General features: G+C 58.7%; 21 protein-coding genes. 18 read left to right on the forward strand and 3 right to left on the reverse strand.

What is annotated here, in order from left to right:
* Positions 1-70: 70 nt before the first annotated feature.
* The 13 genes from DARO_RS06630 to DARO_RS06690 all read left to right on the forward strand — a co-directional run bounded on the left by DARO_RS06630 (position 71) and on the right by DARO_RS06690 (position 13,143).
* Entirely contained in the window at positions 71-2,002 is a 1,932-nt protein-coding gene (locus DARO_RS06630; protein WP_011287040.1) for a bifunctional 3-phosphoshikimate 1-carboxyvinyltransferase/cytidylate kinase, read from the forward strand.
* Positions 2,003-2,094: 92 nt separating this feature from the next.
* Positions 2,095-3,774 carry a 30S ribosomal protein S1 gene (gene rpsA / locus DARO_RS06635; RefSeq protein ID WP_011287041.1) on the forward strand — a complete coding sequence of 560 codons (1,680 nt, stop codon included), beginning with the start codon at positions 2,095-2,097 and terminating at the stop codon, positions 3,772-3,774.
* A gap of 12 nt (positions 3,775-3,786) precedes the next feature.
* The gene (locus DARO_RS06640; protein WP_011287042.1) at positions 3,787-4,071 is read left to right on the forward strand and encodes an integration host factor subunit beta; all 285 of its coding nucleotides are present in this window, start codon (positions 3,787-3,789) and stop codon (positions 4,069-4,071) included.
* 70 nt (positions 4,072-4,141) lie between these two features.
* Positions 4,142-4,423: a LapA family protein gene (locus DARO_RS06645; protein ID WP_041224251.1), complete on the forward strand. Its 282-nt coding sequence runs from the start codon at positions 4,142-4,144 to the stop codon at positions 4,421-4,423.
* Positions 4,420-5,592 (forward strand): lipopolysaccharide assembly protein LapB, encoded by a 1,173-nt coding sequence (lapB, locus tag DARO_RS06650; protein ID WP_011287044.1) that lies wholly within the window; start codon positions 4,420-4,422, stop codon positions 5,590-5,592. Before DARO_RS06645 ends, lapB begins: the two co-directional genes overlap by 4 nt.
* 9 nt (positions 5,593-5,601) lie before the next feature.
* The gene (locus tag DARO_RS06655; protein WP_011287045.1) at positions 5,602-6,921 is read left to right on the forward strand and encodes a UDP-glucose dehydrogenase family protein; all 1,320 of its coding nucleotides are present in this window, start codon (positions 5,602-5,604) and stop codon (positions 6,919-6,921) included.
* A gap of 3 nt (positions 6,922-6,924) precedes the next feature.
* Complete coding sequence (gene rfaE1, locus DARO_RS06660; protein ID WP_011287046.1) at positions 6,925-7,863, forward strand: D-glycero-beta-D-manno-heptose-7-phosphate kinase; 939 nt, start codon at positions 6,925-6,927, stop codon at positions 7,861-7,863.
* A gap of 12 nt (positions 7,864-7,875) precedes the next feature.
* The gene (gene rfaD, locus DARO_RS06665) at positions 7,876-8,874 is read left to right on the forward strand and encodes an ADP-glyceromanno-heptose 6-epimerase (RefSeq protein ID WP_011287047.1); all 999 of its coding nucleotides are present in this window, start codon (positions 7,876-7,878) and stop codon (positions 8,872-8,874) included.
* Positions 8,867-9,766 (forward strand): cysteine synthase CysM, encoded by a 900-nt coding sequence (gene cysM, locus DARO_RS06670; RefSeq protein WP_011287048.1) that lies wholly within the window; start codon positions 8,867-8,869, stop codon positions 9,764-9,766. The genes rfaD and cysM overlap by 8 nt, the downstream gene beginning before the upstream one ends.
* Positions 9,763-10,548 (forward strand): 3'-5' exonuclease, encoded by a 786-nt coding sequence (locus DARO_RS06675; RefSeq protein WP_011287049.1) that lies wholly within the window; start codon positions 9,763-9,765, stop codon positions 10,546-10,548. The genes cysM and DARO_RS06675 overlap by 4 nt, the downstream gene beginning before the upstream one ends.
* A gap of 60 nt (positions 10,549-10,608) precedes the next feature.
* The gene (gene ppa / locus DARO_RS06680; protein WP_011287050.1) at positions 10,609-11,157 is read left to right on the forward strand and encodes an inorganic diphosphatase; all 549 of its coding nucleotides are present in this window, start codon (positions 10,609-10,611) and stop codon (positions 11,155-11,157) included.
* A gap of 6 nt (positions 11,158-11,163) precedes the next feature.
* Positions 11,164-12,780, forward strand: coding sequence for an NAD+ synthase (locus DARO_RS06685; protein ID WP_011287051.1), 1,617 nt, complete (start codon positions 11,164-11,166; stop codon positions 12,778-12,780).
* 24 nt (positions 12,781-12,804) lie between these two features.
* Positions 12,805-13,143: a P-II family nitrogen regulator gene (locus DARO_RS06690; RefSeq protein WP_011287052.1), complete on the forward strand. Its 339-nt coding sequence runs from the start codon at positions 12,805-12,807 to the stop codon at positions 13,141-13,143.
* A gap of 52 nt (positions 13,144-13,195) precedes the next feature.
* Here DARO_RS06690 and DARO_RS06695 read toward each other — a convergent pair whose 3' ends face one another.
* Both DARO_RS06695 and trxB read right to left on the reverse strand, forming a co-directional pair.
* Positions 13,196-13,966 carry a Smr/MutS family protein gene (locus DARO_RS06695; protein ID WP_011287053.1) on the reverse strand — a complete coding sequence of 257 codons (771 nt, stop codon included), beginning with the start codon at positions 13,964-13,966 and terminating at the stop codon, positions 13,196-13,198.
* Between the two features lie 6 nt (positions 13,967-13,972).
* A complete protein-coding gene (gene trxB, locus DARO_RS06700; RefSeq protein ID WP_011287054.1) occupies positions 13,973-14,935 on the reverse strand; it encodes a thioredoxin-disulfide reductase in 963 nt (320 codons plus the stop codon).
* 129 nt (positions 14,936-15,064) lie between these two features.
* On the opposite strand from trxB, the gene DARO_RS06705 reads away from it, so the two are divergent.
* The 3 genes from DARO_RS06705 to lolA all read left to right on the forward strand — a co-directional run bounded on the left by DARO_RS06705 (position 15,065) and on the right by lolA (position 18,730).
* Positions 15,065-15,727, forward strand: a complete 663-nt coding sequence (locus DARO_RS06705) for a Crp/Fnr family transcriptional regulator (protein ID WP_011287055.1) — start codon at positions 15,065-15,067, stop codon at positions 15,725-15,727.
* Between the two features lie 2 nt (positions 15,728-15,729).
* Positions 15,730-18,036 (forward strand): DNA translocase FtsK, encoded by a 2,307-nt coding sequence (locus DARO_RS06710; RefSeq protein WP_011287056.1) that lies wholly within the window; start codon positions 15,730-15,732, stop codon positions 18,034-18,036.
* 73 nt (positions 18,037-18,109) lie between these two features.
* Positions 18,110-18,730: an outer membrane lipoprotein periplasmic chaperone LolA gene (gene lolA, locus DARO_RS06715; RefSeq protein ID WP_497463036.1), complete on the forward strand. Its 621-nt coding sequence runs from the start codon at positions 18,110-18,112 to the stop codon at positions 18,728-18,730.
* A 12-nt stretch (positions 18,731-18,742) separates the two neighbouring features.
* Here the strand turns inward: lolA and DARO_RS06720 are convergent, their stop codons facing one another.
* The gene (locus DARO_RS06720) at positions 18,743-19,321 is read right to left on the reverse strand and encodes a uracil-DNA glycosylase family protein (RefSeq protein ID WP_011287058.1); all 579 of its coding nucleotides are present in this window, start codon (positions 19,319-19,321) and stop codon (positions 18,743-18,745) included.
* A 217-nt stretch (positions 19,322-19,538) separates the two neighbouring features.
* Between DARO_RS06720 and DARO_RS06725 the strand changes: the two genes are divergently transcribed.
* Positions 19,539-20,852, forward strand: coding sequence for a replication-associated recombination protein A (locus DARO_RS06725; RefSeq protein WP_011287059.1), 1,314 nt, complete (start codon positions 19,539-19,541; stop codon positions 20,850-20,852).
* Positions 20,853-20,857: 5 nt separating this feature from the next.
* Positions 20,858-21,427 (forward strand): DUF4126 domain-containing protein, encoded by a 570-nt coding sequence (locus DARO_RS06730; protein WP_011287060.1) that lies wholly within the window; start codon positions 20,858-20,860, stop codon positions 21,425-21,427.
* Positions 21,428-21,455 lie beyond the last annotated feature (28 nt).

The raw sequence follows: 21,455 nt of genomic DNA on the forward strand, positions 1-21,455 counted from the left end.
AATAACAGCAGCGGTTTCGGTCTTTTCCTGAGGCGAGTAGACTACGTCTTTTTTCGGTAGCGGCCCGCCCATGGAATTTCTCGACCTCCCTCAATTGCTTTCCGCCAGTGGCACGGTTCGTCTGCCTGGCTCAAAAAGCATATCCAATCGTGTTCTCCTGTTGGCGGCGCTGTCGGGTGGCGAAACGGAGGTCCGCGATCTTCTGGGCTCCGACGATACGGAACGCATGCTGGAAGCCTTGAAGGCGTTAGGTGTTGGCGTTCAGCACCTTGGTGGCGAAAATTGGTCAATTAAAGGGTGTGGCGGTCACTTTCCCGTCAAGCAAATCGAGCTATTCCTTGGTAACGCCGGCACCGCCTTTCGTCCATTGACGGCGGCTTTGGCCCTGGCTGGGGGCGACTATGTCCTCAAGGGCGTTGCGCGGATGCACGAGCGGCCAATTGGCGATCTGGTCGATGGGCTGCGTCAACTAGGTGCCGATATCACCTATCTTGGTAACGAAGGTTTTCCTCCCTTGCATCTGAAACCGGCGAGTATTCTGCCGAACGGCGTGGTCACTGTGCGCGGTGATGTTTCCAGTCAGTTCCTGACTGGCTTGCTGATGGCTCTGCCGCTGACCGGAGAAACGGTTGTCGTTGAAGTGCTTGGTGAGCTGATTTCCAAGCCTTATATTGAAATCACCCTGGCGACGATGGCGCGTTTTGGCGTTATCGTCGAACGTGAAGGTTGGCAGCGGTTTACCGTTCTCGCCGGTAGCCGCTATGTTTCGCCGGGGACGATTTTTGTCGAAGGCGATGCTTCGTCGGCCTCTTATTTTCTGGCGCTGGGCGCGATTGGTGGTGGTCCTGTGCGTGTGGAGGGGGTGGGGCGCGACTCGATTCAGGGGGACGTCAAGTTCGCCGAGGCACTGGTCAAAATGGGTGCTCAAATTGAGATGGGGCCGAACTGGATGGAGGCGCGGGCTCCTCAAGCTGGCTTGGTAGCGGTCGATCTCGATTGCAACCATATTCCGGATGCGGCGATGACCTTGGCGACGACCGCGCTCTTCGCCAAAGGAACAACCACGCTGCGCAATATCGCTAGTTGGCGTGTCAAGGAAACCGATCGTATTGCAGCGATGGCCACGGAGTTGCGCAAGCTGGGGGCGGTAGTTGATGAGGGGGACGACTACATTCGCGTCACACCAGCCGATTTGAAGCCTGCGGCGATCGATACCTATGATGACCATCGGATGGCGATGTGTTTTTCGCTGGCGGCTTTTGGTACGCCCTTGCGTATCAACGATCCGAAATGCGTGGCGAAGACCTTTCCTGATTACTTCGAGCGTTTCGCCGGGGTGACCAAGGCTGCGCCAGTGATTGCCATCGATGGTCCTTCGGCTTCCGGGAAGGGCACAGTGGCTGCGCGTATCGCATTGGCCTTGGGTTACGACTATCTGGATTCGGGGGCGCTGTACCGGCTGACCGCACTGGCTGCCAAGCAGGCTGGGGTGGATTGGGCTGACGAAGCTGGTGTGGCGGCAATTGCAGCCGGGCTGGATGTTGAATTTTCCGAGAGCGATATTCGTCTGAACGGCGCGCTGGTTGGTGATGCCATCCGTACCGAAGAGATGTCGGCCGGCGCTTCCAGAGTTGCCGCCCTGCCTGCTGTGCGCGAGGCTCTGTTGTTCCGGCAGCGGGCCTTTAACAAGGCCCCCGGCCTGGTTGGCGACGGGCGTGACATGGGCTCCGTAATCTTCCCGCTGGCGGTGCTCAAGGTCTTCCTCACGGCGACGGCCGAGGCGCGGGCTGAGCGTCGGTATAAGCAGTTGATCGAAAAAGGATTATCTGCTAATCTCGCGGACCTTCTGTTGGACCTCAGGCAGCGTGACGAGCGCGATTCGCAGCGCAGCGTTGCTCCACTCCGGCAAGAGGCAGATGCCAAGCTGCTCGACACCACGCATCTCACCATCGAACAGGCGGTGAATCAGGTGCTGGTCTGGAGCAGGGAAGCATTGCAGTAAGGTGTTACCGGCCAGGTGGCCGGTGATTTGTTTCAAACCCTAACCCGCTGTGGATTTCACAGTTCGCAGCAGCATGAAAGTTCTCTCCGTCAATGGAATCTTTTGCTCAACTATTTGAAGAATCCCTGGCTCGCCAGGAAATGCGTCAAGGCGAAGTCATCACTGCAGAAGTGGTGCTCATCGATCACAACTTCGTTGTGGTCAATGCCGGCCTGAAATCGGAATCCTATGTTCCGCTCGAAGAATTCCTGAATGATCAGGGCGAACTCGAAGTCAAGGTGGGCGATTTCGTCCAAGTGGCTATCGAAATGCTGGAAGACGGCTACGGCGCTACCCGCCTGTCGCGCGATCGCGCCAAGCGCATCGCAGCCTGGAACTTCCTGGAAGAAGCCCTCAACAACAACTCCCTCGTTACCGGCACCATCACCGGTAAGGTCAAGGGCGGCCTGACCGTCATGTCCAACGGCGTCCGTGCATTCCTGCCGGGTTCCCTGGTCGACATGCGTCCGGTCAAGGACACCACCCCGTACGAAGGCAAGACCCTTGAATTCAAGGTCATCAAGCTGGATCGCAAGCGCAACAACGTCGTGATGTCCCGCCGTGCCGTGCTCGAAGCTACCGCCGACAAAGATCGCGAAAAGCTGCTTGAGAACCTCAAGGAAGGCACCACCGTCAAGGGTATCGTCAAGAACATCACCGATTACGGCGCATTCGTCGACCTCGGCGGTATCGATGGCCTGCTGCACATTACCGACCTGGCCTGGCGCCGTGTCCGTCACCCGAGCGAAGTGCTCAATGTTGGTGACGAAGTTACCGCCAAGATCCTCAAGTTCGACGCCGAGAAGAACCGCGTCTCCCTGGGGATGAAGCAACTGGGCGACGATCCGTGGGTTGGTATTGCCCGCCGTTACCCGGCCGGTACCCGCCTGTTCGGCAAGGTCACCAACCTGACCGACTACGGTTCATTCGTTGAAATCGAACAAGGCATCGAAGGCCTGGTTCACGTCTCCGAAATGGACTGGACGAACAAGAACGTTCATCCGTCCAAGGTTGTCCAGCTCGGCGACGAAGTCGAAGTCATGATCCTTGAGATTGACGAAGAGCGTCGTCGTATTTCCCTGGGTATGAAGCAGTGCCAAGCCAATCCTTGGGACGACTTTGCGATGAACCACAAGAAGGGTGACAAGGTTAAGGGCGCCATCAAGTCGATCACCGACTTTGGCATCTTCATCGGTCTGCCTGGTGGCATCGATGGCCTGGTTCACCTGTCCGACCTGTCCTGGTCTGCGACCGGCGAAGAAGCCATCCGCAACTTCAAGAAGGGCGACGAAGTCGAGGCAGTCGTACTCGGTATCGACGTCGAGAAGGAGCGTATCTCCCTTGGCATCAAGCAGCTCGAAGGCGATCCGTACACCAACTTCATCGCTACCCATGAAAAGAACAGCATTGTGAACTGCACCGTCAAGTCGGTTGACGCTCGCGGTGCCGTGCTGACCCTGGACGGCGAGAACGAAGGTTACCTGCGCGCTTCCGAATTCTCGCGTGATCGTATCGACGACCTGTCGCAGCACCTGAAGGTGGGCGATACCGTTGAAGCCATGATCATCAATGTGGATCGCAAGACCCGTGGTATCAATCTTTCCATCAAGGCTAAGGACAATGCCGAACAGCACGAAGCCATGCAGAAGTTGTCTGCAGAGTCTTCCGCCGCTGCTTCTGGTACGACCAACCTGGGTGCCCTGCTGAAGGCCAAGCTCAACCAGCAAGGCTGATAAGGCAAAAGCATGACCAAATCCGAGCTCATCGCCCAGCTGGCGGAGCGTTTTCCGCAGTTGGTGGCGAAGGATGCTGATTTTGCGGTCAAGATGATTCTCGATGCGATGTCCGAAGCACTTGTGCGAGGAGATCGTATCGAGATCCGTGGATTCGGCAGCTTTGCGCTCAACTACCGTCCCCCGCGTGTTGGACGCAATCCCAAATCGGGGGAAAAGGTCAGCGTGCCGGCGAAGTGGGTTCCCCACTTCAAGGCCGGAAAAGAATTGCGAGAAAGGGTCGATCAGGCGATCTAACGCCGGACTTGGCCTAATGTGGTAGATTCAGGGCAGTGAATGATTTCACTGCCCTTTTTTATTGAATGTCATGACAGTATTAACCTGGTCCATCCGGCTCGTTATCTTCGCCTTTCTGGTTGTTTTTGCCGCCCAGAATACCGACCCGGTCAGCCTTCGCCTCCTGCCTGGGCAGGCATGGCAAGCGCCACTGGTGATTGCCTTGCTGGCTTTTTTTGTCGGTGGCGTGATTCTCGGCGCTCTTTCCCTGCTTGGCGTGATTTTCCGCCAGCGGCGTGAAATCTCTCGTCTGAAACGAGCCGCCAATCAAGCGCCTGTAGTGGTCAAGGCGGAAGAGCCTCCCACCGTATGAATGAGTTTTTCGATTACTGGCAGTTGTTGCTCATTCCGGTTTTCTTCGGTTTAGGTTGGGCAGCGGCTCGTGTTGATATGCGCCAGGTGGTGCATGAATCACGCTCATTGCCGCGTTCGTATTTTCAAGGCTTGAACTTCCTGCTCAACGAGCAGCCGGATAAGGCCATCGATTCGTTTCTCGAAGTGGCGAAGGTCGATTCACAGACCGTCGAACTCCATTTCGCGCTGGGAAATCTCTTCCGGCGTAGGGGGGAAACCGAACGGGCCATTCGCATGCACCAGAACCTGATTGATTTGCCCGATCTTGAAGAGCGTGTCCGCCTGCAAGCTTTGTCGGAGCTGGGCCAAGATTATCTGAAGGCTGGATTGCTGGATCGCGCCGAAGAGATTTTCAACAAACTTCTTGGGAGCTCCTTCGAGGAGGAGGCCAAGCGCAACCTGCTGGAAATCTACCAGGTCGAGAAGGAGTGGTTGAAGGCGGTCGGGATTGCCCGGGAGTTGCCGGATGTCGCCTCGCATCGCGAGATCGCTGAGTATTACTGCGAACTGGCGGCTAATGAGATTATGAGATCCCGTCCGGATACGGCGCGCGAGTATCTTGACGTGGCCATGCAGGAGAATCGGAAGTGTGTCCGCGCCAGCCTGCTGCAGGGGGATTTATTGCTGCAGGAAGGGGCGACGACCGAAGCCATCGAGGCTTGGCAGCGTATCGAGCAGCAGGATCCTGCGTATCTGGCCCTGGTTGCCCAGCGGCTGCTTGAGGCTTATCGCAAGCTGGAGCGGCCGGCCGAAGGTATCGCCTTGCTCAGTGGTTATCTTGAACGTTATCCCTCGCTTGATCTGCTGGAGGTGGTCTATCAACTTGTGCTGGAGAACGAGGGGACGGAAGCGGCCTATCGCCTAGTGCGAGCTGAGTTGCAACGCAATCCGACGCTACTCGGACTGGAAAAACTGATGAGTGCGCGCCTGCCCTTGGTTGCGCCGGAGGTTCGTCCGGATGTGGAACTGGCCAAGACTATCATTCAAGGCTACACCAAGCGCCTGTCCCGCTATCGGTGCGATAATTGCGGTTTCAAGGCCCGCCAGTTCTACTGGCGCTGTCCGGCCTGTGGCGGTTGGGAGACTTATCCGCCGCGCCGTGGCGAAGAATTCGATCAATCCTTGTAGGAAATTCTCATGAAAATTACCGTCGTCGGTACCGGCTATGTGGGACTGGTCAGTGGCACCTGTCTGGCCGAAGTAGGCAACGATGTTCTTTGTCTGGACGTTGATCCGGAAAAGATTCGCATCCTCGAAGAAGGTGGCATTCCCATCTTCGAACCCGGTCTGCAAGACATGGTCCGCCGCAACGTTGCGGCCGGCCGCCTGCACTTCACCACCGACGTTGAAAAGGCTGTACAGCACGGCACGGTCCAGTTCATTGCGGTCGGTACCCCGCCCGATGAAGACGGCTCGGCCGACCTTCAGTACGTCCTCGGCGCCGCCCGTAACATCGGCCGCCTGATGACCGACTACAAGGTCGTCGTCGACAAGAGTACCGTGCCAGTCGGTACCGGGGCCAAGGTCCATGCTGCCATTGCTGACGAGTTGCAGAAGCGCGGAGTCAAGACGCCTTACAGCGTCGTATCGAATCCGGAATTCCTGAAGGAGGGTGCTGCGGTCGAGGACTTCATGCGTCCCGACCGTATTGTCGTCGGGGCCGAAGACGAACAGGCCATCCATTTGATGCGTGCTCTGTACGCCCCGTTCCAGCGCAACCACGAGCGTCTGATCGTCACTGATATCAAGAGTGCCGAGCTCACCAAGTACGCCGCCAATGCCATGCTCGCCACCCGCATCAGCTTCATGAACGAACTGGCCAACCTGGCCGAAGTGCTGGGTGCCGACATCGAAATGGTTCGCCAGGGTATCGGCTCCGACCCGCGTATCGGCTATCACTTCCTCTATCCCGGTTGCGGCTACGGCGGCTCCTGCTTCCCCAAGGACGTCAAGGCGCTGATCAAGACCGCCCAGGACGACGCCGATATCACCCTCAAGGTGCTCACCGCGGTTGAAGAAGCCAACGATGCCCAGAAGCACATCCTGACCAAGAAACTCAAAGCCAGGTTCGGCGATCTCAAAGGCAAGCACTTCGCCCTCTGGGGGCTCGCCTTCAAGCCCAACACCGACGACATGCGCGAAGCAGCTAGCCGTGAATTGATTGCCGACCTGTTTGAGGCTGGAGCCACGGTCACCGCCTACGACCCGGTCGCCATGCACGAAACGCAGCGTATCTACGGCGACGAATCGCGTCTGAAATACGCCGAAAATCCGATGGGTGCGCTTACCGATGCCGATGCATTGGTCATCGTGACCGAGTGGAAAGAATTCCGCAGCCCGGACTTCGAAGAGATCAAGAAGGCCCTGAAGAATCCGGTAATCTTTGATGGTCGTAACCTGTATGACCCGAAATTCGTACGAGCTTCGGGCATCGAGTATTTCGCGATCGGGCGTTAAGCGATGAGTGGCAACTTGCTGGAAAAGCTGTCGCAGGTTCGCCTGCTGGTCGTTGGCGACGTGATGCTGGACCGCTACTGGTTTGGCGAGGTGAACCGGATCTCGCCGGAAGCGCCGGTGCCGGTGGTCAAGGTCGAGCGGATGGAAGAGCGTCTTGGTGGCGCTGCCAATGTGGCGCGTAACGCGGCGTCGCTGGGTGCGGTTTCTGCCTTGTTGTCGGTCGTCGGTGATGACGAAGCCGGGCGTACTCTTGGTCGCCTGCTCGACGAAGGGCAGATCGATGCGGCTTTGCATATGGATCGCCAGATCGATACCACGGTCAAGTTGCGCGTCATTGGGCGACAGCAGCAGCTACTGCGTATCGATTTTGAAACGACACCGTCGCACGAAATTCTGCAGGCCAAGCTGGCCGATTTCGAGCAACGCGTTGTCCAGGCCGATGTCGTCATTCTCTCGGATTATGGCAAGGGGGGGCTGACGCATATTGCCGAGATGATCCGCATTGCCCGTTCCCATGACAAACCTGTATTGGTCGATCCGAAGGGTGATGAGTGGGGGAAATATGCCGGTGCGACGGTGATTACCCCGAATCGCTCGGAGTTGCGGGAAGTGGTCGGTCGCTGGTCTTCCGAGGAGGAGTTGGCTGCCAAGGCGCGCAAGTTGCGCGGCGAGCTTGGTCTGGAGGCCTTGCTGGTTACCCGTAGCGAAGAAGGGATGACCCTGTTCGCCGACGACGCTGTACATCATCAGCCAGCACTGGCGCGTGAGGTTTTTGATGTGTCCGGTGCCGGAGATACCGTCATTGCCACGTTGGCGGTGATGATTGCCGCCGGCGCCGATTGGGACGAAGCCATTCGTGTGGCCAATATCGCCGCTGGCATCGTTGTCGGCAAGCTCGGAACTGCCGTGGTTAGCCGCGAAGAACTCATCGCTGCACTGTAAGGGAAAAAATTCATGTACATCGTCGTCACCGGCGCCGCCGGCTTTATCGGTTCCAACATCGTCAAGGCACTTAATGAGCGTGGTATCACGAACATCATTGCCGTCGATAATCTGACCAAGGCCGACAAGTTCAAGAATCTGATCGATTGCGACATCGTCGACTATCTCGACAAGAACGATTTCATCGAGCGCATCCAGGCCGGTCATTTCGACGGCGAGATCGACGCCATCCTGCATGAAGGGGCTTGTTCCGATACCATGGAGACGGATGGCCGTTACATGATGGAGAACAACTACCGTTACTCGATGATTCTGCTCGATTGGTGTCTGGATCAGGATGTCCAGTTCCTGTATGCATCGAGCGCGGCGACCTATGGTTCCAGTGGCACCTTCAAGGAAGAGCGCCAGTACGAAGGCCCGCTCAACGTCTATGGCTATTCCAAATTTCTGTTTGACCAGATTGTTCGCCAGCGTCTGGCCCAGAATCCGTCATCGCAAATCGTTGGCTTCCGCTATTTCAACGTCTACGGCCCGCGTGAAACGCACAAGGGAAGGATGGCTTCGGTGGCCTTCCACAACTTCAACCAGTTCCGCGCTGACGGCAAGGTGAAGCTGTTCGAAGGCTCGCACGGTTACCCGGATGGTGACCAGCAGCGAGATTTCGTCTTCGTTGGCGATGTGGCCAAGGTCAATCTGTTCTTCTTGGATCATCCGGAAAAATCCGGCATTTTCAATCTGGGGTCCGGCCGGGCGCAGAGCTTCAATGATGTCGCCGTGGCGGCGGTCAACGGCTGCCGCAAGGCCAGGAGTGAAAGTGCGTTGTCGCTGGAAGAGTTGCGGGCACAAGGCTTGCTGGAGTATGTCGCCTTCCCCGAGGCGCTGAAGGGCAAGTATCAGGCATTCACGCAGGCCGATCTGGGCAAACTGCGTGCAGCCGGTTACGACGCCCCTATGGCCACGGTTGAGGAGGGCGTTTCCCAATATATCGAGTGGCTCCAGCGCAATGTATAAAACCCTGCAGGATTTTGTCGGAAACACGCCACTGGTACGTCTGGTGCGTATTCCCGGTGCTGACAACGACAAGCGAGGCAATGTCATCCTGGCCAAGCTGGAGGGGAATAATCCGGCTGGTTCAGTCAAGGACAGACCTGCGCTGTCGATGATCGTCCATGCCGAGGCGCGTGGCGACATCAAGCCAGGCGATACGCTGATCGAGGCGACCTCAGGTAATACCGGCATCGCGCTGGCCATGGCAGCGGCGATCAAGGGGTACCGGATGATCCTTGTCATGCCGGAAAACCAGAGTGTCGAGCGTCGGCAGAGCATGCGTGCCTACGGCGCGGAACTGGTTCTGACGCCCAAGGATGGCGGTATGGAACTGGCACGCGACGTGGCCGACAAGATGCGCGACGAAGGCAAGGGCATCATCCTTGACCAGTTCGCCAACCCTGATAATCCGCTGGCCCATTACGAAGGTACCGGCCCGGAAATCTGGCGCGATACTGATGGCAAAATTACCCATTTCGTATCCAGCATGGGAACGACCGGGACCATCATGGGAACCAGTCGTTTCTTGAAGGAGGCGAACCCGGCCATCGAGATCGTTGGCTGCCAGCCGGAAGACGGCAGCCAGATCCCCGGCATCCGCAAGTGGCCGGAAGCCTATCTGCCGAAAATTTTCGACAAGACCAATGTCGATCGCGTCGAATACGTCAGTCAGGCTGATGCTGAGGCGATGACCCGGCGCCTGGCGATGGAAGAGGGAATTTTTGCCGGCATTTCCTCGGGTGGTGCGCTCGCCGTGGCCCTGCGCCTGTCGCAGCAACTGGAGAATGCGGTGATCGTCTCGATCATCTGCGACCGTGGTGACCGTTATCTCTCGACCGGTGTTTTCCCGGCATGAAGCCTGTTCTGATTTTTGACATCGAAACGATTCCCGATGTCGCCGGCCTGCGCCGCCTGAATGATCTGCCGGGTGAGCTTTCCGACGATGAAGTCGCGGAGCTCGCCTTCCAGCAGCGTCGGGCCAAGACCGGTAACGACTTCCTTCAACTGCATCTGCAACGTGTGGTGACCATCTCCTGCGTGCTGCGGACGAGTGAGGGACTGAAGGTCTGGTCGCTGTCCGAGCCGGATCTGAATGAAGGTGCAATCATTCAGCGCTTCTTCGATGGCATCGAGAAATTCACGCCGCAGATCGTCTCCTGGAACGGCGGTGGTTTCGACCTGCCGGTACTGCACTATCGCGGCATGCTGCACGGCGTTGCTGCGCCGCGTTACTGGGACATGGGCGATGGTGACTACGCTGACAGTCGCGATTTCAAGTGGAACAACTACATCAGCCGCTACCACACACGTCATCTCGACCTGATGGACCTGCTGGCGCTTTATAACGGCCGGGCCAATGCGCCGCTCGACGATCTGGCCAAGCTGTTCGGCTTTCCCGGCAAGCTTGGCATGGATGGTGGCAAGGTCTGGGAAGCCTGGCAGGCCGGCAAGATTGCCGAGATTCGCGATTATTGCGAGACCGACGTCATCAATACCTACCTCGTCTATAACCGCTTCCGTCGCCTGCGCGGTGAGCTGACGGCCGAAGAAGAGGTCGCCGAGGGCGAATTCGTCAAGGCGCAACTGGCCAAGATCGGCACGCCGCAATGGCAGGAGTTCCTTGCTGCCTGGCAATGAGAAAGGCCAGTCCGGCGTTATAATCACAAGTTCTCAAACCTAAACGCAGAGAGATACAACATGGCTCTTAACAACGTTCCTTCCGGCAAGTCCCTCCCCGACGATTTCAACGTCATCATCGAGATTTCCGCTCACTCCGAGCCGGTCAAGTACGAAGTTGACAAGGAAAGCGGCGCGATCTTCGTCGATCGCTTCATGTCCACGTCCATGCACTATCCCTGCAACTACGGCTACATCCCGCACACCATCGCTGGTGACGGTGATCCGGTCGACGTGTTGGTTGTTGCACCGTTCTCCCTGCCGCCGGGCGTTGTCGTCCGCTGCCGCCCGCTGGGCCAACTGTCGATGACCGACGAAGGTGGCAACGATGCCAAGTTGCTGGCTGTGCCTGTCGACAAGCTGACCCCTCTGTACAAGGACGCCAAGTCCATCGAAGACATGCCGGAACTGCTGCGCAAGCAGATTTCCCATTTCTTCGAGCACTATAAGGATCTGGAGCCGGGCAAGTGGGTCAAGGTCAACGGCTGGGAAGATATCGATGCCGCCCGCAAGGAAGTGATGGAAGGCGTCCAGCGTTACAACGACGCCAAGGACAAGCCGAACTACTAAGCCATCATGTTGCGTATCGCCGTTGCCCAGTTCAACGCTACCGTCGGTGACTTGACGGGCAACGTCGAACGCATCATCAAATGCGCTAGCGAAGCTAAAGTCCGCGGCGCGCAGGTGCTGCTGACACCGGAACTGGCGTTGTGTGGCTACCCGCCGGAAGACCTGCTGCTACGCCCGGATTTCTACCGGGCCTGCCAGCGGGCCCTCGACAATCTGGTCTCCCGTGTTGAAGGTATCGCGGTCGTTGTCGGACATCCGGAAGAGCACGAAGGTCGCTGCTACAACGCGGCCACGGTCATTGAAAATGGCCGGAGCAAGGCGGTCTATCGCAAGATGCGCCTGCCCAATTACGAAGTTTTCGACGAGAAGCGTTATTTCGAGCCGGGGACTGAAGCTTGCGTTGTAACGCTGGCCGGTGTGCGTTGCGGCATCAACATCTGTGCCGACATCTGGGAAGCTGGCGCGGCCGAGCTGGCGCACGAGGCTGGCGCCGAGTTGTTGCTCGTTCTCAATGCTTCCCCATGCCATCTCGAAAAGCACCAGCAGCGTATTCAGGTGCTTGGTGACCGCATCGATGCGACGGGGATTCCCGCTGTTTACTGCAACCTGGTCGGTGGTCAGGATGAACTGGTCTTCGATGGCGCTTCTTTTGCGCTGGATGCCAGGAAGAACTGCTGCATGCGCCTGCCACAGTTTGAAGAGGCGCTGGGGATCGTCGATTTTGATGCCGGTCGCTTGCACTCGGACGACATGGCTGACGAACTTTCGCTCGAAGCCGAGGCCTACAAGGCACTGGTTGTCGGTGTGCGCGACTATATTGGCAAGACGGGTTTCAAGGGCGCGATCATCGGCTTGTCTGGCGGTATCGATTCGGCTTTGACGCTGTGTGTGGCGGTCGACGCGCTGGGGGCTGACAAGGTCCGCGCCGTGATGATGCCATCGCCCTATACTGCGCAGATGAGCCTCGATGATTCGCGCGAGATGATCCGCGTTCTCGGCGTCCAATATGACGAAATCGCCATCGCACCAGCGATGGAAGTCTATGGCGCCATGCTCGATCCATTGTTCGCCGGCTTGCCGGCTGATACGACCGAAGAGAATATCCAGGCCCGTATCCGTGGCAATATCCTGATGGCGTTGTCGAACAAGACCGGTGCGCTCGTGCTGACGACAGGCAACAAGTCAGAAATGGCAGTCGGGTACTGCACGCTATACGGCGACATGGCCGGTGGCTTTGCCGTGATCAAGGACGTCTACAAGACCCTGGTCTATCGTCTCTCTGTTTACCGCAATACCCTGTGCCAAGGTGATCCGGTCATTCCGGAAAACATCATCGTCCGGCCACCGTCGGCCGAACTGAAACCCGATCAGACCGATCAGGACTCGCTGCCGCCCTACGAAATACTCGATGCGATCGTTCGTGCCTACATGGAAGAGGACCGCAGCCCGCGCGAGATTATTGCGGCTGGTCTGCAGGAAGCCGATGTGCGGCGTGTCGTGCGTCTGCTGCGCATTGCCGAATACAAGCGCCGGCAGGCGCCAATCGGCATTCGTATCACACCACGTGGCTTTGGCAAGGATTGGCGTTATCCTATTACCAATCGGTATGCGGACGAATTTTAAGAAACTGTAGAGAGGAATCAGCCCATGAAGAAAATCGAAGCCATCATCAAGCCTTTCAAGCTCGACGAAGTGCGTGAAGCCTTGTCGGAAATCGGCATCAGCGGCTTGACGGTGACCGAAGTCAAAGGCTTTGGCCGTCAGAAAGGTCATACCGAACTGTACCGTGGTGCGGAATATGTCGTCGATTTTCTGCCCAAGATCAAGATCGAGATTGTTGTGAACTCGAACAATGTCGAGCCGGCGATCGACGCCATCATCAAGGCGGCCCGCACTGGCAAGATTGGCGACGGCAAGATTTTCGTGATGCCGGTTGAGCAGGTGGTGCGCATCCGTACGGGCGAAACCGACGAAGCGGCTGTCTGATGACGTCTCCGCGGTCGCTATCGACCGCAGGGTAGTGCCAGAAAAGGGTGACTCAGGTCGCCCTTTGTTTTTTCGGGGCGCGCAGCAGGACGAGCAGGGCGCCTTCGCCGCCATCGTGTGGCTTGGCCTGGCAGTAGGCCAGGACTTCTTCGCGCTGGGCAAGCCAGCCGCGGACCAGTTGGCGCAGGATGGAGAGCTTCTGTGGTGAGCCCAGGCCCTTGCCGTGCACGACCCGCACGCAGCGCTGTTCGCGATGCAGGCATATCGCCAGGAAAGTGGCGAGCAATTGGCGGGCTTCGTCACGATTCAGGCCGTGCAGGTCGATTTCATTCTGAACGACCCAGCGCCCGCGTCGCAGGTCACGGAGAACATTCTGGGCCAAGCCTGTGCGCAGGTGGTGCGGTTCATCACCACCTTCCAGGCGGTCTTGCAGGCCGATGTGGCCATGCAAGCTTTCATGCAGCGCCGCCTGTTCGTCGGCGATATGTTGCAGCGGGCGAGGCGGCGGCGGGCAGGTGCCGTGCTGGACAAGATTGGGTGAGGGCAGTGGCTGGACGCCAGCCATCGCAGCGCGAAATGCAGCCAGGTCCGGTTCCAGCTTGCTGTCCGGGTTGGTGGTAGGAGATTCGGCAGCGGAATTCCAGTGCGCCGGCAAGGTCTCATTACGGCGTTTTTTCTGCGCCGGCGGACTTTTTTCGCTGGCCAACGGTCGGGCCGAGACTGGTCGTGGCGGTTTGGTCAGATGAACACGGTTAACCGGCGGCAGTGGCTTGATGTCGGCCACTGCCGCCTGGAAGGCAGCGAGGTCTTCCGGATCGATCAAGTTGGTTCAGGCGTGACCGAGGTTGTCCAGGTAACGCTCAGCATCGAGCGCTGCCATGCAGCCCGAGCCGGCCGAGGTGCAGGCCTGCTTGTAGATCTGGTCCTGCACGTCGCCAGCGGCGAAGATGCCGGGAATGCTGGTTTGCGTGGCGTTGCCATTGCGGCCAGCCTGAGTGACCAGGTAGCCGTTGTCCATTTCCAGTTGGCCAGCAAAAATGTCGGTATTCGGCTTGTGGCCGATGGCGATGAAGACGCCGTGCACATCGACCTTCTGGGTTTCCCCGCTCTTCACGTTCTTGATCGACAGGCCGGTAACGCCGGAGTCGTCGCCGAGTACTTCGTCCAGTGTGCTGTTCCAGAGGATGGTGACCTTGCCTTCCTTTTCGCGCTGGAAGAGCTTGTCCTGCATGATTTTCTCGGCCTTGAACTTCTCGCGGCGGTGAATCACTGTCACATGGCTGGCAATATTGGCGAGGTATAGTGCTTCCTCGACAGCGGTGTTGCCACCGCCGACCACGGCGACCGGCTTGTTGCGGTAGAAGAAACCGTCGCAGGTGGCACAGGCCGAAACGCCCTTGCCGGCGAAGGTTTCTTCGGAAGGCAGGCCAAGGTACATGGCAGAAGCGCCGGTCGCGATGATCAGCGCGTCGCAGGTGTAGGTGCCGGCATCGCCGATCAACGTGAAGGGCTTTTCGGTCAGCTGGGTGGTGTGGATATGGTCGAACACGATTTCAGTTTCGAAGCGACGGGCATGGGCTTCGAAATTGGCCATCAATTCCGGACCCTGAATGCCATCGGCGGCAGCTGGCCAGTTATCGACTTCGGTCGTGGTCATCAACTGGCCGCCCTGAGCCATGCCGGTGATCAGCACCGGCTTGAGGTTGGCGCGGGCAGCATAGACGGCAGCGGTATAGCCGGCCGGGCCAGAACCGAGGATGATGAGGGGATTGTGGCGGACATTCTGGGGCATGACGATCCTCTTGGGTGACTGATCGGAAAATTATAGCGTTGTCTGAGCTTCCAATTTTTCCGAAGTTCCTATGTAATTTGGGAAAGCGGTTTATAATTGTTTCGTAACTCTATGAACGGAAACTGATTTATGGCAACTACCCCTTGCGGTTTAAGTCTGGTGGTTTTGCGCAACGTACCGTTGTTTTCCGGGCTGGACGACGTCGAACTGGAGAAACTCTCCAAGGTCTCCGGACGAAAGCGTGTCGAACGTGGCGCATCCGTGGTCAGGGCCGGCGACAGCACGGATTCCCTGTACATCCTGCTCAGCGGGCGGGCGAAGGTCACCAATACCGATGAAGATGGTCGCGAAATCATTCTCGCCTGGCTTGGCCCGAGCGAGTTTTTTGGCGAGATGGGCCTGATTGACGGCAGTCCGCGCTCAGCCAACGTGGTTGCGGCCGAGCCATGCGAGTTGCTGTTTCTTAGCAAGGAATCCTTGCAGCGCTGCCTGCAGGACAATTTTCAGGTGACGCAGAAGTTGATGAAGACGCTGGTGCTGCGTTTGCGCGAGGCGGATCGCAAGATCGAGAGCCTGGCGTTGCTGGATGTTTATGGCCGGGTTGCCCGTCTTCTGCTAGATATGTCGGAAGTCGTTGATGGGCGACGTATCATCAAGAAAAAAATGTCGAAGCAGGATATGGCGAAAATGATTGGCGCATCGCGCGAAATGGTCAGCAAGGTCATGCGCGACCTGGAGTTGAGCGGCTACATCCGTATCGAGAATGACCTGACGGTCATCCCGGGGGCGTGAGGATGGGGGCTAGGGCGGTTGATCGGCGGGCAGCGCCCAGCCCGTTGCCGGAAAAAATTGGCAACCTTTTACAGGAATCACGCTGGTTGGGGCTTGGTGCTATCGCGCTGTTCCTGATCATGGCCTTGTGGGGATTCAGCAAGGAAGATCCGGGTTGGTCGCACGCCGTCATCTCGCAGACCATGCACAACCCGGCCGGGCGGGCGGGGGCCTGGATTGCCGACCTGATGCTCTATATTTTTGGTCTCTCCGCCTGGTGGTGGATTGTGTTGCTCGGCATGTTTGTCTGGTGGGGGTTCCGCCGGTTCAATTCACCGGAAGAGCACAAGCAGCATCCCTTGTTCATTGCGCTGGGCGGGTTCTCGTTTCTGCTGTTGGCCAGTTCTTCGCTCGAAGCGCTACGTTTTTATTCGATGAAGGCGGAGTTGCCGTTGGCGCCTGGTGGCATGCTGGGCATCGAACTTGGCAGGGTTCTGTCTACCCAGCTCGGTTATACCGGCTCGACCTTGTTGCTGTTGTCGATTATGGCGGCTGGCTGGAGCATTTTTGCCGGCATGTCCTGGTTGTGGGCCTTTGAACAATTGGGTGTGCTGCTCGAGACGTTTGTCGGCTTTTTCTACGGCCGCGTCGATGCGTGGCGTGATCGGCAGATCGGCAAGGAAGTCGCGCAGCAGCGCGAAGTCGTGGTTGAAGAAGAAAAGCGCCGCGTCGAACTGCACGAACCAATCATCATCGAGACACCGCCACCCGAAGTTCCGGTCTCCAAAAAGGCTGAGGCACGTATCGAACGGGAAAAGCAGGTAGCACTGTTCCCCGAGGCTATTTTTGGTGGGCAGTTGCCGCCCTTGCACTTGCTTGATCCCGCGCCGCCGGCTACCGAAACGGTCAGCGCCGAAACGCTGGAATACACGTCGCGACTGATCGAACGCAAGCTGGCCGACTTCGGCGTGCAGGTGAAAGTGCTGGCGGCAATGCCCGGCCCCGTGATTACCCGTTACGAAATCGAGCCGGCCGTTGGCGTCAAGGGTGCCCAGATCGTCAACCTGGCCCGCGACCTAGCGCGCGCCCTGGCCATGGTGTCGATCCGCGTCGTCGAAACGGTACCAGGCAAGTCGTGCATGGCGCTCGAACTGCCTAATCCCAAGCGGCAGACGGTCAAGCTGTCCGAGATCATTTCCAGCAAGCCGTACAACGATATGACCAGCCCGCTGACTGTCTGCCTCGGCAAGGACATCGGCGGCTTGCCGGTGGTGGCCGACCTGGCCAAGACGCCGCACCTGCTGGTCGCCGGGACGACCGGTTCCGGCAAGTCGGTCGGCGTCAATGCAATGATTCTCTCGATGCTCTACAAGGCCGAGCCGGACCAGGTACGCCTGATCATGGTCGACCCGAAGATGCTGGAACTGTCGATCTACGAGGGCATTCCGCACCTGCTGGCGCCAGTCGTCACCGACATGAAGCAGGCGGCCAATGCGCTGCACTGGTGCGTCACCGAGATGGAGAAGCGCTACAAGCTGATGTCGGCCATGGGCGTTCGCAATATCGCCGGCCTCAACACCAAGATTCGTGATGCCGAAAAGCGCGGCGAGCACATCCCGAACCCGCTCACCCTGACCCCGGAAACCCCGGAGCCGCTGAAGACCATGCCTTTCATCGTCGTCATCATCGACGAGCTGGCTGACCTGATGATGGTGGTCGGCAAGAAGGTCGAGGAGCAGATTGCCCGTCTCGCCCAGAAGGCCCGGGCTTCCGGTATTCACCTCGTGTTGGCGACGCAACGGCCAAGCGTGGACGTGATCACCGGCCTGATCAAGGCCAATATCCCGACCCGCCTCTCCTTCCAGGTGTCGAGCAAGATCGACTCGCGGACCATCCTTGACCAGATGGGGGCCGAGGCGCTGCTTGGTCAGGGCGACATGCTCTATCTGGCGCCGGGTACCGGTTATCCGACCCGTGTTCATGGTGCCTTCGTGTCCGATGATGAAGTGCATCGCGTCGTCGAGCATTTAAAGGCGACCGGGGCACCGGAATATATCGAAGACATCCTGACCGGTTCGGGTGGTGATGAAGAGGAGGGCGGCGAAAGCGGCGAGGGCGGTGGCGATGCCGAGAGCGATCCGCTCTACGACCAAGCGGTCGACATCGTGCTCAAGAACCAGCGTGCCTCCATTTCGCTGGTCCAGCGCCACCTGCGCATCGGCTACAACCGCTCGGCGCGACTGATCGAAGCCATGGAAAAGGCTGGCCTGGTGTCGACCATGGATGGTCGTGGTGGCCGTGAAGTATTGATGAAGAAGCCGGCCGAGTAAGGTCAGCAGCAAAGCAATCAATTTGTTACACCCTGAAACACCGCGCCACTGGTTGGCGCGGTAAGCTATGCGCATGAACATCGTCCAAAAAATCCTGTCTGCCACGTGCTTCGCACTTCTTCCTCTGCTTGCCCATGCTGGCGCGGTTGATCAATTGCATGACTTCCTGAAAAACACTCGCACGCTGAAAGCCGAGTTTTCGCAAGCGGTGATTTCCAGGAACGGCCGCAAGCCGCAGCAATCCTCCGGTACTATCGCCATTTCCCGTCCTGGCAAGCTGCGCTGGGAAATTGTCAAACCCTTCCCACAACTGGTCGTTGGCGATGGCGAGAAAATCTGGATCCACGATCCCGAGTTGCAGCAGGTTACTGTGCGCAAGGCCGGGCAGGCCATCGGCAGTTCGCCGGCGGCACTGCTCTCTGGCAACAACGATCTGGAAAAGAACTTCACGCTCAAGGATGCTGGTGAGGCAGAAGGCATGGCCTGGGTTGATGCGACGCCCAAGGCGGGTGACAGCGGCTTCGAAAAAGTCCGTCTGGGCTTTTCTGGTGGTGACCTGAGGGCAATGGAGTTGTTTGATAGCTTCGGCCAGACCACGCAGATCCGCTTCTCGAAGATAGAGCGCAACCCGGCTCTTCCGGCCGCGACCTTCAAATTTACCCCGCCGGCCGGCGCCGACGTGGTCGGCGAGTAAACGCGGGCCGAATCAGCCCAGCACTTCGGCAACCCGCTGGCGCAGTGCCGGCAATACTTCCGCTTCGAACCACGGATTCCTGCTCAGCCACAGGTTGTTGCGCGGGCTGGGGTGGGGCAATGGCAGCACGGCCGGCCAGTGCCGGCGCCAGTCGCGCACCGTGTCGGTCAGGTTCCCCGTTGCGTCCGGTAGATGGTAGGCCTGCGCATATTGGCCGATCACCAGCGTCATTTCGATCTGCCCGAGCTCGGCTAGTACACGTTGCCGCCAGGCAGGTGCACATTCCGGCCGGGGTGGCAGATCGCCCGACTTGCCCGTGCCCGGGAAGCAGAAGCCCATGGGAAGGATGGCGATGCGCGCCGGGTCGTAGAATATCTCCCGTGACACCCCCAGCCATTGCCGCAGGCGATCGCCACTGGCATCGTCGAAAGGAACCCCGGAGGCATGTACCTTACGCCCAGGGGCCTGCCCGGCCACCAGAATGCGGGCGCTTCTGGCGGCCTGCAATACCGGTCTGGGGCCGAGTGGCAGGTGCTCGGCACACAATTGGCAATGGCGGATTTCGTTGAGCAGGGCAGAGAAAGAGGGCATTGCTGGCGCTCCGGTCAAGACGTTGAGGCGGCGATGTTTCGGGTGCTACCGTTGGCAATGGTATGTCGAAGAACCTGCATTCTGCACCCGCCCGTGCTGTCGCTGAAAGCTGCGCTATCCGGCGGAAGAACTGGGGTGGTTTGGGTTGTCGGCAGTCTGCGGGTACACTCGCCGAAAGTCACGATAGGGTGGCGTTTTTGCTAGATAGGGTTCCTGATTGAGCGATTTGTTTTCCTCCAATGCCGTTGACCGCAATGCCCCGCTGGCTGAGCAACTGCGCCCGTTGATACCGGATGAGGTGATCGGCCAGCAGCACCTGCTCGGGCCGGGCAAGCCGCTGCGTCTGGCCTTCGAGTCCGGTCAGCCGCATTCGATGATCTTGTGGGGACCGCCGGGGGTCGGCAAAACCACGTTGGCGCGGATGATGGCGACGCAATTCAAGTGCGAATTCATTGCGCTGTCGGCAGTGTTCTCCGGCATCAAGGAAGTCCGCGAGGCGGTGGTACAGGCCGAGATGTGGCGCGGGCAGGGCAAGCGGACCATCCTGTTTGTCGATGAAATTCACCGTTTCAACAAGGCGCAGCAGGACGGCTTTTTGCCGTTTGTCGAATCCGGGCTGTTCACCTTCATTGGCGCGACGACCGAGAACCCCTCTTTCGAGGTGAATTCAGCGCTGCTGTCGCGGGCTTCGGTCTATGTGCTGAAGTCGCTCGACGAAGCCGAAATGGGCACCTTGTTCGACCGGGCCTGTGATCGGGCATTGGCTGATTTGAGCTTCGATTCAGGGGCACGCGAACGGTTGATCGGTCTGGCTGATGGTGACGCCCGGCGTTTGCTGAACCTGCTTGAACAGGCCCGAACAGCGGCCCATGCGGCGGGGATTGCGGCGGTTGATGGCGCCTTTATCGAATCGACAATGGCGCAGAACCTGCGCCGTTTCGACAAAGGCGGCGATGCCTTCTACGACCAGATCTCGGCCTTGCACAAGTCGGTACGCGGCTCCAGCCCCGATGGCGCGCTGTATTGGTTCTGCCGCATGCTCGACGGCGGTGCCGACCCGCGCTACCTGGCTCGGCGCATCATTCGCATGGCCTGGGAAGACATTGGTCTGGCTGATCCTCGCGCCATGCAGATCGCCAACGATGCGGCTGAAACCTACGAACGGCTCGGCTCCCCGGAGGGGGAACTGGCCTTGGCTCAGGCCGTGACCTATCTCGCTGTGGCGGCCAAGTCGAATGCCGGCTACAACGCCTACAACGCAGCGCGAGCCTTCGTAAAGCAGGATGGTTCGCGACCGGTGCCGAACCACCTGCGCAACGCGCCGACCAAGCTGATGAAGGAACTCGGCCACGGCAAGGCGTACCGCTACGCCCATGACGAGCCAGAAGCCTATGCGGCCGGTGAACGTTATCTGCCGGATGGCATGTCAGAGCCGGGTTGGTATGCGCCGACACCCCGCGGCCTGGAGGGCAAGATCGGGGAAAAACTGGCCCATCTGCGCGACCTGGATCGCAAGGCGGGCAAGAAATAGTGGAGATGGTGCAGACCGTCGCGCTGTCGGCTGGTCTGGCCTGGGCGAGCGGTTTGCGGCTGTATCTCGTGGTCTTTCTGGCCGGGCTGCTGTCGACTTTTGGCTATCTGCACTTGCCGGAAACGCTGGCCGTGCTGCACAACCCGCTGGTCATCGTCGTTGCTGGCATCATGGCCTTGGCCGAACTGATTGCCGACAAGGTGCCAGCCTTCGATTCGCTGTGGGACAGCTTCCAGACCTTCATCCGTATTCCGTCCGGGGCGCTGCTCGCGGCTTTTGCCATGGGCGATGTTGATCCTTCATGGACGGTGGCGGCCGGGCTGATTGGCGGCACGATCACGGCCGGTACGCATTTCGCCAAGGCGGGTAGTCGCCTGGCGATCAATACTTCGCCGGAGCCGTTCTCCAACTGGATTGCGTCTTTTGGCGAGGAGGGCATGGTGCTCGGTGGCTTGTGGACAATGCTCGCATCGCCGCTGGTCTTTTTAGGCTTGCTGGCGATTTTCCTGATTATCGCCGGCCTCGTACTGGTCAAGCTGTGGGGCGTCGTAGGACGCCTGTTCCGTCGCGTATAATTTCGTTTTTGGCCGTTTTTACGGTCGA

The sequence above is a fragment of the Dechloromonas aromatica RCB genome, from assembly GCF_000012425.1.

What these genes read in the sequence shown, in the direction of transcription:
- DARO_RS06630 (WP_011287040.1), top strand. Translation starts at nt 71, where the DNA reads ATGGAATTTCTCGACCTCCCTCAATTGCTTTCCGCCAGTGGCACGGTT.
- rpsA (WP_011287041.1), top strand. Translation starts at nt 2,095, where the DNA reads ATGGAATCTTTTGCTCAACTATTTGAAGAATCCCTGGCTCGCCAGGAA.
- DARO_RS06640 (WP_011287042.1), top strand. Translation starts at nt 3,787, where the DNA reads ATGACCAAATCCGAGCTCATCGCCCAGCTGGCGGAGCGTTTTCCGCAG.
- DARO_RS06645 (WP_041224251.1), top strand. Translation starts at nt 4,142, where the DNA reads ATGACAGTATTAACCTGGTCCATCCGGCTCGTTATCTTCGCCTTTCTG.
- lapB (WP_011287044.1), top strand. Translation starts at nt 4,420, where the DNA reads ATGAATGAGTTTTTCGATTACTGGCAGTTGTTGCTCATTCCGGTTTTC.
- DARO_RS06655 (WP_011287045.1), top strand. Translation starts at nt 5,602, where the DNA reads ATGAAAATTACCGTCGTCGGTACCGGCTATGTGGGACTGGTCAGTGGC.
- rfaE1 (WP_011287046.1), top strand. Translation starts at nt 6,925, where the DNA reads ATGAGTGGCAACTTGCTGGAAAAGCTGTCGCAGGTTCGCCTGCTGGTC.
- rfaD (WP_011287047.1), top strand. Translation starts at nt 7,876, where the DNA reads ATGTACATCGTCGTCACCGGCGCCGCCGGCTTTATCGGTTCCAACATC.
- cysM (WP_011287048.1), top strand. Translation starts at nt 8,867, where the DNA reads ATGTATAAAACCCTGCAGGATTTTGTCGGAAACACGCCACTGGTACGT.
- DARO_RS06675 (WP_011287049.1), top strand. Translation starts at nt 9,763, where the DNA reads ATGAAGCCTGTTCTGATTTTTGACATCGAAACGATTCCCGATGTCGCC.
- ppa (WP_011287050.1), top strand. Translation starts at nt 10,609, where the DNA reads ATGGCTCTTAACAACGTTCCTTCCGGCAAGTCCCTCCCCGACGATTTC.
- DARO_RS06685 (WP_011287051.1), top strand. Translation starts at nt 11,164, where the DNA reads ATGTTGCGTATCGCCGTTGCCCAGTTCAACGCTACCGTCGGTGACTTG.
- DARO_RS06690 (WP_011287052.1), top strand. Translation starts at nt 12,805, where the DNA reads ATGAAGAAAATCGAAGCCATCATCAAGCCTTTCAAGCTCGACGAAGTG.
- trxB (WP_011287054.1), bottom strand. Translation starts at nt 14,935, where the DNA reads ATGCCCCAGAATGTCCGCCACAATCCCCTCATCATCCTCGGTTCTGGC.
- DARO_RS06705 (WP_011287055.1), top strand. Translation starts at nt 15,065, where the DNA reads ATGGCAACTACCCCTTGCGGTTTAAGTCTGGTGGTTTTGCGCAACGTA.
- DARO_RS06710 (WP_011287056.1), top strand. Translation starts at nt 15,730, where the DNA reads ATGGGGGCTAGGGCGGTTGATCGGCGGGCAGCGCCCAGCCCGTTGCCG.
- lolA (WP_497463036.1), top strand. Translation starts at nt 18,110, where the DNA reads ATGAACATCGTCCAAAAAATCCTGTCTGCCACGTGCTTCGCACTTCTT.
- DARO_RS06720 (WP_011287058.1), bottom strand. Translation starts at nt 19,321, where the DNA reads ATGCCCTCTTTCTCTGCCCTGCTCAACGAAATCCGCCATTGCCAATTG.
- DARO_RS06730 (WP_011287060.1), top strand. Translation starts at nt 20,858, where the DNA reads ATGGTGCAGACCGTCGCGCTGTCGGCTGGTCTGGCCTGGGCGAGCGGT.